The 12,219-nt window shown below is 61.7% G+C and carries 10 protein-coding genes; 2 read left to right on the top strand and 8 right to left on the bottom strand.

The features are described from left to right. Positions 1 to 139: 139 nt before the first annotated feature. From KF794_11955 to fliF, 5 genes are read right to left on the bottom strand one after another with little or no spacing between them, the layout of a single operon-like run. Positions 140 to 1,498 (bottom strand): sigma-54-dependent Fis family transcriptional regulator, encoded by a 1,359-nt coding sequence (locus tag KF794_11955; GenBank protein ID QYK44477.1) that lies wholly within the window; start codon positions 1,496 to 1,498, stop codon positions 140 to 142. Positions 1,499 to 1,518: 20 nt separating this feature from the next. After that, positions 1,519 to 1,872: a flagellar motor switch protein FliN gene (gene fliN / locus KF794_11950; protein QYK44476.1), complete on the bottom strand. Its 354-nt coding sequence runs from the start codon at positions 1,870 to 1,872 to the stop codon at positions 1,519 to 1,521. Positions 1,873 to 1,875: 3 nt separating this feature from the next. After that, a complete protein-coding gene (gene fliH, locus KF794_11945) occupies positions 1,876 to 2,499 on the bottom strand; it encodes a flagellar assembly protein FliH (protein QYK44475.1) in 624 nt (207 codons plus the stop codon). Position 2,500: 1 nt separating this feature from the next. Next, entirely contained in the window at positions 2,501 to 3,586 is a 1,086-nt protein-coding gene (fliG, locus tag KF794_11940; protein ID QYK44474.1) for a flagellar motor switch protein FliG, read from the bottom strand. Then, on the bottom strand, positions 3,562 to 5,226 hold the full coding sequence (gene fliF / locus KF794_11935) for a flagellar M-ring protein FliF (protein QYK44473.1): 1,665 nt from the start codon (positions 5,224 to 5,226) through the stop codon (positions 3,562 to 3,564). Before fliF ends, fliG begins: the two co-directional genes overlap by 25 nt. A gap of 284 nt (positions 5,227 to 5,510) precedes the next feature. On the opposite strand from fliF, the gene hemA reads away from it, so the two are divergent. Both hemA and KF794_11925 read left to right on the top strand, forming a co-directional pair. Next, entirely contained in the window at positions 5,511 to 6,746 is a 1,236-nt protein-coding gene (gene hemA, locus KF794_11930) for a 5-aminolevulinate synthase (protein ID QYK44472.1), read from the top strand. 84 nt (positions 6,747 to 6,830) lie between these two features. Continuing rightward, on the top strand, positions 6,831 to 8,057 hold the full coding sequence (locus KF794_11925; GenBank protein QYK44471.1) for a lytic murein transglycosylase: 1,227 nt from the start codon (positions 6,831 to 6,833) through the stop codon (positions 8,055 to 8,057). Between the two features lie 43 nt (positions 8,058 to 8,100). Here the strand turns inward: KF794_11925 and KF794_11920 are convergent, their stop codons facing one another. From KF794_11920 to KF794_11910, 3 genes are read right to left on the bottom strand one after another with little or no spacing between them, the layout of a single operon-like run. Beyond that, positions 8,101 to 9,132 carry an NAD-dependent epimerase/dehydratase family protein gene (locus KF794_11920; protein ID QYK44470.1) on the bottom strand — a complete coding sequence of 344 codons (1,032 nt, stop codon included), beginning with the start codon at positions 9,130 to 9,132 and terminating at the stop codon, positions 8,101 to 8,103. A 1-nt stretch (position 9,133) separates the two neighbouring features. Further along, positions 9,134 to 10,927, bottom strand: coding sequence for a GMC family oxidoreductase (locus tag KF794_11915; GenBank protein ID QYK44469.1), 1,794 nt, complete (start codon positions 10,925 to 10,927; stop codon positions 9,134 to 9,136). Then, positions 10,924 to 12,213, bottom strand: a complete 1,290-nt coding sequence (locus KF794_11910; GenBank protein ID QYK44468.1) for a hypothetical protein — start codon at positions 12,211 to 12,213, stop codon at positions 10,924 to 10,926. The genes KF794_11915 and KF794_11910 overlap by 4 nt, the downstream gene beginning before the upstream one ends. Positions 12,214 to 12,219: the final 6 nt, after the last annotated feature.

Here is a 12,219-nt window from a genome sequence, read left to right as displayed (position 1 = left end):
TCCCTTATGGTTAGCGAATGGTTAACGGGAGCGTTTGGAAGGCTCCCCGCCGCCGTATCGGGGGACCCGAATCAAAAGAAAAGGCCGGACTTCTGTCCGGCCTTTTCCGTTGGGCCTTGGGGTCTTCAGGGTCTTGAAGCTATGCGGCGGCGACGCCGCTGGCGGGCGCCGGGATAGCGTGACCTTCCGCCGAATATTCGTTGAGCTTGTTCCGAAGCGTGCGGATCGAGATGCCGAGCACGTTCGCGGCGTGGGTGCGGTTGCCGAGGCAGTGCTTCAGCGTTTCCAGAATCAGGTGACGCTCGACATCGGCGACGGTGCGGCCGACGAGGGTGGCTGCAAGTTGCCCCGCGACTTCCGTGGCATGGGCGACCGGACCGCGCGAGGCGTCGTCGATGCGGGTGCCGTCGGGCAGGCGGATCGCCTCGACGCCGATCTCGTCGCCGGAAGCGAGCAGCACCGCGCGGTGGATGGTGTTTTCCATCTCGCGCACGTTGCCGGGCCAGCGGTTGCGAAGCAGTTCGCGCTTGGCGTCCTGTGAAAGCGGTTTCGCTTCGACGCCGTTCACATCGGCATAGTGTTTGATGAAGTGTTCGGCGAGTTCGAGAATGTCCTGCGGCCGCTCGCGCAGCGGCGGGATTTGCAGGTTCACGACGTTGAGACGGTAGAGCAAATCTTCGCGGAAGCGGCCGGCGCGGACTTCTTCCGTCAAGTTGCGGTTCGAGGTTGCGACGATGCGGATGTCCACCGGCACCGGGCGCGTGCCGCCGACGCGGTCGATCACGCGTTCCTGAATCGCGCGGAGCAGCTTCGCCTGCAGCCGCACGTCCATTTCCGAGATTTCGTCGAGCAGCAGCGTGCCGCCGTTCGCTTCCTCGAACTTGCCGATGCGGCGCGCGATGGCGCCGGTGAACGCGCCCTTTTCGTGGCCGAACAGTTCGGACTCAAGGAGGTTCTCCGGGATCGCGGCGCAGTTGACCGAGACAAAAACTTTCCCGGCGCGCGGGCTTTTCACATGCACGTAGCGCGCGAGCATCTCCTTGCCGGTGCCGCTTTCTCCGGTGATCAGGATCGAGGCTTCCGAACCTGCGACCTGCGCGGCGAGGCGCACCACCTTCGCCATCGCTTCGTCGCGGAACACGAAGTCGCGTCCGTCGTCGGCGACGGCGGCCAGCACGGCTGCGATCAGTTCGGGATCGGGCGGCAGCGGGATGTATTCCTTCGCGCCGGCATGAATGGCATCGACCGCGGCGCGCGCATCATTCTCGACGCCGCAGGCGACGACCGGCGCGTGCATCCGCTCGTCGGAGATTTTCGTCACCAGTTCGCGGATGTCGAGGCCGACATCGGCCATGATGAGATCAGCGCCGCGGGCACGCAGCACCTTCAAGCCCTGTTCGTTATCGACCGCGTGCGTCACGGTGGCGCCGCGCTCGATGGCGATCTTGGTGGCCGCGCTGAGCTGGCCGTTGAGGGTTCCGATGATGAGCAGCCGCATGGTTCTCTCCGCCCGCCGGTTCAGGTCCGGTCGGCTTTAATGATTTCCGTCATGGTCACGCCGAGCCGGTCTTCCACCAGTACGACTTCGCCGCGCGCGACGAGACGGTTGTTCACGAAAATATCGATGGCCTCGCCGACCTTGCGATCCAGTTCGAGCATGGTGCCGGGTCCGAGCTTGAGCAGTTGACCGACATCCATGCGCGTGCGGCCCAGTACGGCCGAGACATGCACCGGAACGTCGAACACCGCTTCGAGATCGTGCGCGTTGCGCTCGCCGCCATTGTCGTCGGGCACCGTCGGCGGCGCCGCCGGATTGACCAGGTCGACGTCGGATTCGAGGTTCGGCAGCGGCGGCTTTTTATCGTCGCTCATCGGTTACTTCTCCGGCACTTTGGGCGCGGTGTTTCCCGCGCCGAGAAAATTCTGGATGGCTTCCGCGATCCGCTGCTGGATCGCTTGCGCTTCGCGCGCAACGCCGCCGTCCGCCCATTCGATCAGGCAATCATCGCCCTTCAGGTTCGGGTCCGGCAGAATCACGAGACGGCTGGCAAAGCCGCGTTCTTCCGCGAGTTTGCGCAGCCGCGCGGCCGCGCCTTCGCTCATTTCCGGCGCGACGCGCACCGCGACATGGGGCGCCGCGCGTACATGCGAAAGCACGTCGAGCACCAGCGCCTCGATTTCCGCGAGTGGCTGCCGCGCGATCAGCGCGCTGGAAAGCTGGTTCGCGACCGCGCAGGCGACGTCGATGGCTTCGCGTTCCAGCCGCGTTTCGGTCGCGGCGAGACGGCCCACCACAAGATGAATGTCAGCGGCAATGCGGCTTAGCTGATCGGCGCAGCGCTGTTCCGCTTCCTTCTTCGCGGCTTCGTAGCCGCGGCGATAGGCTTCCTTCTCGGCGGCATCGAGCGCTGCTTTCGCGCCGCTGCCGAGCACGGCGAGCGGCCCGCCGTCGAAGGCGATATCGAACATGTATTTGGCGGGGCGGGCGGGAGCAGTCATGTCAGTACACCAGCTCCTCGTCGGCATTCGCGCCCTTCGCGATCACGATCTCGCCTTTGTCGGCGAGGTCTTTCGCGGTCGCGATCATCAGGGCCTGCGCTTCGTCCACTTCGCGCAGGCGCACCGGACCCATGTTCGCAAGCTCGTCGGCCATCATCTTGGCCGCGCGCTGCGACATGTTCTTCATGAAGTATTCGCGGATGTTCTCGTTCGCGCCTTTCAGCGCGATGGCGAGCTTGCCCTTGTCCACATGACGCAACAACGTCTGCGCGGCGCCGGTATCGAGCTTCGACAGATCGTCGAAGGTGAACATCAGCATCTTGATGCGGTCGGCGGCTTCCTTGTTATCCGTTTCCATCGCGCCGAAGAAGCGGGTCTCGGTGCTGCGGTCGAAATAGTTGAAGATTTCCGCGATCTGCGCATACGGGTCGCGCTTGCTGGTCGAGGACAGCGTGGACATGAACTCGGTGCGAAGCGTTTGTTCGACGCGCTCCAGCACGTCTTTCTGTACGGCTTCCATCTTGATGAGGCGGTTGATGACGTCGAGCGCCAGCGTTTCCGGCAGAATCGAAATCACGCGCGCGGCGTGCTCGGTGCGGATTTTCGAAAGCACCACCGCGATGGTCTGCGGATATTCGTTCTTCAGGTAATTCGCGAGCACTTCCTCCGGCACGTTGGAGAGCTTTTCCCACATATTGCGACCGGCGGGTCCGCGAATTTCCTCCATGATCGCGTTCACGCGATCTTTCGGCAGATATTGCGTGAGCAGGCGCTCGGTCGCGGAAGTATTGCCGAGCAGGCCACCGTTGCCGGAAACCTGGCCGACGAAATCGACCAGCAGCGTATCGACCACGCCGGAATCGACGACGCCCAGCCGCGCCATCGAAACGGAAAGCTCGCGCACTTCGTCTTCGTCCAGCATCTTCCAGATTTCGGAACTGTGGTTCTCGCCCAGCGCAAGCAGCAGGATGCCGGCGCGCTCGACGCCGGTCAGCGGCCGGCCCTTGTGCATCGGGATCGGCGGCCGCTTGTTTTTTCCTGCCTGATCCAGGTTCATTAGTTTCAGGCGACTTTCTCGTTCATCCATTGGCGAATAACTGACACGGTTTCGAGCGGGTTGTTCTGGACCAGTTCACCGACCTTCTGCATCGACTTCTGATGCGACTCGCCCATGATCTGCGCCGACTCGATAAGGCGCGCGGCGGGATGGTCGGATGCTTGTGAGGCCGTCGCCGCCGCGGGAGCGGGCGAAGCGTGGCCGCCTTCAGGTGCTGGCGGCGCCAGTGCGGGCGCGGGTGTCATGGGAAGCGAAGGCCGCGCATTCTCGTCGGGCGTGATGATGCGGCGAACCAGCGGGCGCACCACGAACAGCAGAACCAGTACGGTGAGAATCAGCATCACGCCGATTTCGACCACGCGCATGATGTCGTCGGTGGTGAAGCGCAGGAACCCGAACATGCCGCCTTCCGCCGCGGGCGGCACGACCGCGACCGGCTCGGCAAAACGCAGGTTCACGACTTCCACCTGATCGCCGCGTTTGTCGTTGAAGCCGATGGCGGAGCGCACCAGCGCGGTGATGCGGTCGAGGTCTTCCTTCGAACGCGGGGTGTAGGCGATATCGTTGCCGTTCTTCGTATAGGTGCCATCCACCAGCACCGCGACCGAGAGGCGCTTGATGCGGCCCGGCTCCAGCACCTCGGTGCGGGTGGTGCGCGTGATCTCGTAGTTGATGACTTCTTCGGTCTTCTTGGTCGAATCGCGCGGCTGCGCCTGCTGCGGGTTCTGGTTGCGTTGCTGTTGCCCCGGCAGATCGTTCGAGACGGTGACGCCGTCGTTGTTGTTCGTGCTCGCGGTGAGGGCCTGCTCCTCGCGGGTCTGCGTCGAGCGGACCACCTTATTTTCCGGGTCGAAGCTGTCGGACGTCTGTTGCACGCGGGTGTAATCGAGTTCGGCGGCGACAGTGACGCGGGCGCGCTGCGCACCGACCACGCTGGTCACGATCGCTTCGACCTGCTCGCGCAGGCGGCGTTCATAGGCGGCGTTGCGTTCGTCGAATCCGGTGATGCCGGCGCCCGCCGGGTCCGAAGAGCCGTCGGCAAGCAATTGGCCGCGTTCGTCGACGATGGAAATGCGCTCGACCTTCAGCCCGCGTACGGCGCTTGCGACCAAATGCCGGATCGCACGGACCTGCGAGAGTTCGAGCGTGCCGCGGACCTGCAACACGATCGAGGCCGAGGGTTCCTGCCGGTCGCGCGCGAACAACTGGCGCTCCGGGATCACGAGGTGCACGCGTGCGGCGGCGATGCGGTCGATGGAGCGGATGGTGCGCGACAATTCGCCTTCCAGCGCGCGGACGTGGTTCACGTTCTGGACGAAAGACGTGGTGCCGAGGGTGTCGCTGCGGTCGAAGATTTCGTAACCGACCGAGCCGCCGCGCGGCAGGCCGTTTTCGGCGAGGCGCATGCGGACGCGGGTTACCTGATTTTTCGGAATCAGGATGATGCTGCCTTCGTTGCGCAGTTCGTAGACGATGCCCTGGGCTTCCAGTTCCTTCACGATGCGGCCGGAATCTTCGACCGCCAGTTCCGTGAACAGGGGGGCCATCGCCGGGGCCGATACCTTCGAGATCACGAAGGCGAAAAACACGATCAGGGCGGCCGCGACCGCGCCCATGGCTGCGATCCGGGCCGCGCCCAGGGTGCGTACGAATTCGATAATTCCGTTCACGAAAATTCCCCCAGCCACCCCCGGGACTCAGGGGTCACTAGGCAGAAATTTCCCTGTTCATAGTTTCCAAAGGGTTAACGCCGGTAAACCAATGATGAATTTGTGCCGGCAAGATATGTTGCGTCGCAACATTGGCAGGACGGTGAAACTGTATCTAATTACCATTCGGCACCCTAATTGATCCGGCACAAGGTGTCGCCGCGACGTTCTGGCACTTTCTTGATACTGTTCTAAGGACGAATGTGCCGAGGCAGTAGCAGAATCGCCAAGCAAGAAGGCTCGCGTTGAAGTCCTCCGACTACGAAAAACTGTTCGATCAGGCGCTGGAAGGGCTGCGTTCCGAGCGGCGCTATCGCGTGTTCACCGCAATCGAGCGCGAAACCGCGCGTTTTCCCCGTGCCGTCTGGCATTCGGCGGAAGGGCCGCGCGACATCGTCATCTGGTGTTCCAACGACTACCTCGGCATGGGCCGCCACCCCGCCGTCATCAACGCGATGGCCGAGACGGCGCAGCGTTGCGGCACGGGCGCTGGCGGCACGCGCAATATCGCGGGAAACAGCCAGGCGATCTGCGAACTCGAAGCCGAGCTGGCTGATCTCCATAAGAAAGAATCGGCGCTGGTCTTCACCTCCGGCTACGTTTCCAACGAAACCGGAATCGCAACGCTCGCGAAGCTGCTGCCCAACTGCCTCATTCTTTCCGACGCGCTCAACCATAATTCGATGATCGAGGGCGTGCGCCAGTCCGGCCGCGACAAGGTCATCTTCCGTCACAACGATCTTGCTCATCTCGAAGAACTGCTGCGCGCGGCCGGCGACCGGCCCAAGCTGATCGTGTTCGAGAGCATTTATTCGATGGACGGCGATGTTTCGCCGATCGGGGCGATCTGCGAACTGGCGAAGCGCTACGGCGCGCTCACTTATCTCGATGAAGTACACGCGGTCGGCATGTACGGTCCGCGCGGCGCGGGTGTCGCCGAACGCGACGGCGTGATGGATCAGGTCGACGTGATCGAGGGCACGCTCGGCAAGGCGTTTGGCGTTGTCGGTGGTTATGTCGCGGGCAGCAAGAATGTTTGCGACGCGATCCGCTCTTTCGCGCCGGGCTTTATCTTCACGACAGCATTGCCGCCTGCGGTTGCCGCGGCGGCGACGGCTTCGATCCGCCACCTGAAAACATCGCAGGCCGAACGCGTCGGACACCGCGCGCAGGTAGCGCGCGCAAAATCCGAACTGTTCAAGGCGGGACTGCCGGTGATGCCGGGCAACACCCACATCATCCCGCTGATGGTCGGCGATGCCGCGCTGTGCAAGGCGGCAAGCGATATGCTGCTCGCCGAACATGGCATTTATATCCAGCCGATCAACTATCCCACCGTGCCGCGCGGTTCCGAGCGGCTGCGGGTCACGCCGACGCCGTTCCATACCGACGCGCTGATCGGCGAACTGGTCGAGGCGTTGCTCAAGGTCTGGCAGAAGCTGGGCCTGCAATATGCCCGCGCGCCGCAAGCCGCCGAGTAACATCTTCGCTTATTCGTAGCGTCACGGTTGCCCGGCCGCTGCCGCGACCGTAGGTTGCCTTCCGTTGCGGACGGAGGGGGCGGGATGAAATTCCTCAAGTGCGGATTGCTGGCTGCGGCGCTGGTTCTCGTTGTTGCCGAACCTTCTTTCGCGCAGACCGCACCCGCGTGCCGCAACACCGGCAGCTTCGACCGCTGGCTCGCCGAGTTCAAGAAAGATGCGCTGGCGCAAGGCATCACGCCGCGCACGCTTGCGCGCACAGAGCATCTGCTCACGCTGGACCAGAAGATCATCGGCATCGACCGCGGGCAACGCGTTTTCAGCCAAGCGTTTCTCGAGTTCTCCAATCGTATGACCGGCGGCGGCCGCGCGCCGCGCGGGCAGGAACTCATCAAGAAGCACGCCAAGCTGTTTCAGAAGATCGAACAACAATTCGGCGTTCCCGCTCCGGTGATCGTCGCATTCTGGGGACTGGAGAGCGATTTCGGCGCGGGTATCGGCAAATTCGAGGTGCTGCGTTCGCTTGCAACGCTGGCTTACGATTGCCGCCGCAGTGAGCGCTTTCGCGGCGAACTGATCGCAGCGTTGAAGATTATCCAGCGTGGCGATCTTACGCCGGACAACATGATCGGTTCATGGGCTGGCGAACTGGGGCAGACGCAGTTCCTGCCTTCGCATTATTTCAATCACGGCGTCGATTTCGACGGCGATGGCCGCGTCGATCTGCTGCGCTCTGTACCGGACGTGCTCGCGAGCACCGCCGCCTACATCAAGTCAATCGGCTGGCGGCCGGGCGAGCCTTGGATGCGTGAAGTGCGGGTACCGAACAAAATGGACTGGAGCCAGGCCGATCTCGACATCATGCATCCGCATGCGAAGTGGGCCGAATGGGGCGTGACGTTGCCTGATGGCAAGGCGCTTCCTGATAACGCACCGAATGCTTCGCTTTTGCTTCCGATGGGACGTCTGGGGCCAGCGTTCCTCGTTTATCCGAACTTCCGCGTCTATCTCGAATGGAATCATTCGCTGATCTATTCGACCACGGCCGCTTATCTCGCGACGCGCATCGCGGGCGCGCCGCCGCTGCGCAAGGGCAATGGCAAGCCGGAAGCATTCTCGATGGAGCAGGCGCGAGAATTGCAGCAATTACTGGTGCGTGCGGGTTATGACGTCGGCGGCGTTGACGGAAAGCTGGGCGCAGCCTCGCGTAAGGCGATTCAGAAAGCGCAGCAGAAGTTTAATTTGCCCGCCGATGGTTATCCCACCGAAGAGCTGGTCAACCGGCTTCGCCGCGCTCGCAACGCGAACTGAACTTCGCCGGGTTCTGGATTTTCTTCGTGAGAAGGCTTTGCGTTTAACGCAGCAGCTTGATCAGCAGCTTCAGCACGCCTTGTTTCACGCCTGATTTGTGCGGACTCGCCCATTTCGAGCGGGCCACTTCTTCGCGGTGGGCGAGATACCAGTCGTAGCTTTCGATCAGCATTTCGTCGTTGGAGTATTTCGGCTGCCATCCGAGTTCGCGTTGCGCGTCGGAAATATCGAACCAGCTCGGCTTGCTGTAGGCGAGGTAATGATAATTGCCCAGTGGAGAAACGCCGAGCTTCGTGAGCACAGCCATCAATAGCCTTGTCGGTGCGTCGGGTACGGATTTTACCTTCGCGCCGGTGCCGGCATGGGCGCAAAGGGCTTCGAGCGTGGCGCGCACCGAAGCGAAACGGTCGGTGCCGATATTGTAGATTGCGGGTCCTGCGCGGCGCGCGGCGAGGATCGCGGCATCCGCAAGATCGCGCGCGTGGATGAACTGGAATTCGGCGTTACCCGAACCAAGCACCGGAACATTGCTGCCTTCGCGAATCCACTCGAACAGCATCTGGAAAATGCCGAGGCGGCCGTGGCCGAGGATGGTGCGCGGGCGGATCAGCGTTACGTCTAGTCCTTTTGCAATGAACTCGCGGCATACTTCTTCCGCGGCAACTTTCGTGCGGCCATAAGCTTCGACCGGGGTCGCTGGTGTTGCGCGGCGGATCGGCAATTCATCCGGCACGCCGAAGATGGACGTGGATGAGAAGAAGATTGCTTTCCCCACCTTGTTCTTCAGCGCGGCCGCGAGCAAGTTACGCGTGCCGTCGATATTCACGCTCCGCATCAGCGCGGGATCTTTGGAGAGTGGCTGCTGCGCGACCGCGTGAAAGATTACGTCCACATCCTTGCATGCGGCGTCTACCGCGGCGGCATCGCGGATGTCGCCTGCGAAATACTCGACACTGGACGGATGATCTTCGGCGGAAGCAAGATCGAAATTCCGGATACGGGCGTTGCCTGCCGCAAGCTGCTCGATCAGCACGCAGCCGAGGAAGCCCGATCCTCCGGTGACGAGCGCGCGCATTTCAGGATTTTCCGGCTTGCAGGAAATGCAGCGCGTTGCGTCGCGCGAAGGCCATGATCGAACCTTGCGGGTTCACGCCCGGCGCGGTGCAGAGCAGGCTCGCATCGTTGATATAGAGATTGTCCGCTCCATGAACCTTGCCGAAGGAATCGGTTGCGCATTTCTCGCGGTTTTCGCCCATCGGGCAGCTTGAGAACAAATGCACGGACATCAGGTTCGAACGGCCGGCGGGAAGGATGCCGGGGAAGTTTTGCACATCCTCCATGCTCCTGAACGGGGCGCTTCCGGCAACGCTCGGATACAACGTCTGCGCGCCAGCCGCGAACAACAGTTCCGATAATTTTTTCGCGCCGTCCGCGAGATTGCGCATATCGGTTTCGTCCAGCGCATAACTGACCACGGCGTCGCGAAAACCGGGCAGCGTGCGGATGCGCCCGTTGCCGCCGGTTATCATGGCATAATAGATCGCCATGTGCTGCCAGCGCTCGTCGATGTTCTGGTGCGCGGGATGGTCGAGCATGGCGAGCGAGAGATAAGGTGCGCGGCTCACCGAGACACCGAAGCCAAGCCGGGGCGAGAACTCCTTCACCTGATGCACGGTGATGAAGTCGCGGGTGTTAATGGCTTCAGGAAATTCGGCAATCACCTTCACCGTCGGGTGGACGCGAAACGATTTTCCGATGTTCGTGCCGATCCCGCTACGAAGCAACAGCGCCGCGCTCTGGATCGCGCCGGCGCAGACGAAGGCAGTGTTGCAGGAGATCGTTTCGCGAATGCCGTTGCTTTCGCACTCGATATTCCAGCGGTTGCCGTCGCGGCGCAGGCGAAGCACGGTGGTATCGCTTTTCAGCGTACATCCGGCCTGCAAGGCGCGCGGAATATAAGTGCGCGACATGGATTGCTTCTGCGCGCTACCGTCGGCGCTGTATTTGTACCAGCGCGGCACTTCGAAGGATTTCCAGCCCAGCCGTTCCGCGCCGAGTTGCATCTTAAGCGAGGTTTCCGGCTGCGGGCAGGGCAGCGGCGAAACGCTGACATCGCGTTCGCAGGCTTCGAAATGCGGAAGCATTTCAGCGGGTGACGCGGCTTGCAGATCGAACTCCTGCCGCCAGCGTTCCAGAATGTCGTCCGGCGTACGGTGATAGAGACCCGCGTTGATCTCGCTGCCACCGCCTACGCAGCGGCCTTCGACATAGGAAATCTTGGTGCGGCCGAAAGCAGCGGTAATGCCACCATTGCGGTAGCGCTGTTCCATCTCCTCGCGGCTAAACTCGGTCTTGTCGCCAAGTGGAATGTTCGCGCCGGCTTCGAGCAACAGCACGTCGCGGCCCGCTTCCGCGAGCAGGCAGGCGGTGATTGCGCCGCCGGGACCGGAGCCGATAACGACAATATCGTGGCGGTTCTTCGTGGGAGCAACCGCGGGCGCGGCGACGGGCGCACTCGCGGAGACGCCGCTATCTTTTTCGTCGCCGAAGGCAAAGACGCTCAGGCCTTCGTAAAAGCGCATCAGATCGCGAAACGGGCCGAGTTTTCGTGCGCGCTCAATATGCCGGCGCTGGCTTTCAAAAGACAACCGGTGAAAAGGTTTTCCGCTCGTCAGCAGCGAGGCGTAGTTGAACGTCAGCGTTGCGAGCATGAACGGAGCGCGCAGGTAATCCGGCATCCTCGCATGCTGCGCGATCACGAACTGAACCGTATGCGCGAGCGTCGGGTCTGTGCGGTCGGTTACGTGGTATCGCGCGCGAACAAATACTTCGCAAAGCGCCGCGACTGCGCGCCCGAACGCGCGCCTCATTCGTGCACCTTCACGGTTAGCCAGAACATGCCGTTGTTGATCAGGAGTAACGTGGCCAAAACCGCGAGAATATAGACTTTTCCCGGTATGCGCGACTGTGAGAAGGGAATCGCGAGCAACAAGAGATGGGTCAAGGTCACGCTTGGACCATAGAGGAAGTATTCCTTTGGAATGAAAAGCAGAAAGAAAATTGCGCGTACAATCGCGTATGCCGCAAGGCTAAGTAGCAACGAGGTCTGCGCCCTTACTTCGCTTCCCGCGCGCCGCCAGAAACATGCAATGAAGATTGCGATTGCAAGAATTGCGATCGCGCCGGAAACGGGTTCGTAGAAATAACTCAGCAGTGCCGGATGGAAATCGCCGCCATACTTGAATTCCGGGTTGGCGAAGTAAACGTTCGGCACCGGGGCGGCGATGCTAAAAAATATCCAGCGAACCAGATAAGCGTAAATCACCGCGAAGTTGTAACTGTTCTGCTGCACGTACCAGATCAGGGTGCGCAGGTGGTTGGTGCCCTCAGGGTGGGGCGTGGTCGGCTGCGTGAACAGATGAGTCAGTAATTCGATCAGCAGGTATGCTGTTGGCGCGGCCAGCGCATGCGCAAAAATCCAGCGCAGTTCACGGAAATTGAAACCACGCCGTAACAGCGTATCCACAGCCGGAATTGCAACGATGAACGCGGCGACGATCTCGTTGAGGCAGGCAACCAGCAGGATCGCGGTGAGAGTCAGCGCGCCGCGTGGCGTCCAGCGGTCACGCATGCGCAGATAATAAGCGATGTAGAGGACCGCGAGCGTCGCAGAGATGATCTTCGATTCCTCGATGCTCGAAAAATACCAGATGTTCAGCGAGAAGGCGTAGATCAACCCCCAGAGCAACGCCTGTGCACGCGGAAGAACGGATGCGAAGGCGGTTATCGCAATCCAGACACCTGCTGCGCCGACCAGCGCGAACATCGCCCGGAGCAAATGCAAGGGTGCGATCCATGCCGTCAGGGGCTCGGTAATCTTCATCCAGCCGGCGGCCAGCGCGACCGTCACCGGATGGAAGCGAAACACGCGGTCGATGTGGTAGTCGCTGGCGAGGCGCCCGAAGATGTCGCCCTTCGCGAACTCGGTATAGAACCATGTATCGGCGCCGAACAGCGCGCTGATCTTGCGCTCGACCACGACGAAAGACGTGTACCAGTAGAGCGCAAACGCGCCGCCACATATCAGCAGAAGCAGGAGCGGGTGAATCGCCGCCCTTGCGCCAGTATGGCTATCGGCAATTTCGGTTTGCTTCATTTTATT

The organism is Xanthobacteraceae bacterium (assembly GCA_019454205.1).
GTDB lineage: Bacteria > Pseudomonadota > Alphaproteobacteria > Rhizobiales > Xanthobacteraceae.
Note: the sequence above shows the minus strand (reverse complement) of the source record. Positions and strands in the feature narration are given on the sequence as shown.

Coding starts and splice junctions, on each gene's coding strand:
- KF794_11955 (QYK44477.1), bottom strand. CDS start 1,498: ATGCGGCTGCTCATCATCGGAACCCTCAACGGCCAGCTCAGCGCGGCC.
- KF794_11915 (QYK44469.1), bottom strand. CDS start 10,927: ATGAGGCGCGCGTTCGGGCGCGCAGTCGCGGCGCTTTGCGAAGTATTT.
- fliH (QYK44475.1), bottom strand. CDS start 2,499: ATGACTGCTCCCGCCCGCCCCGCCAAATACATGTTCGATATCGCCTTC.
- KF794_11925 (QYK44471.1), top strand. CDS start 6,831: ATGAAATTCCTCAAGTGCGGATTGCTGGCTGCGGCGCTGGTTCTCGTT.
- KF794_11910 (QYK44468.1), bottom strand. CDS start 12,213: ATGAAGCAAACCGAAATTGCCGATAGCCATACTGGCGCAAGGGCGGCG.
- fliG (QYK44474.1), bottom strand. CDS start 3,586: ATGGATGAACGAGAAAGTCGCCTGAAACTAATGAACCTGGATCAGGCA.
- fliN (QYK44476.1), bottom strand. CDS start 1,872: ATGAGCGACGATAAAAAGCCGCCGCTGCCGAACCTCGAATCCGACGTC.
- KF794_11920 (QYK44470.1), bottom strand. CDS start 9,132: ATGCGCGCGCTCGTCACCGGAGGATCGGGCTTCCTCGGCTGCGTGCTG.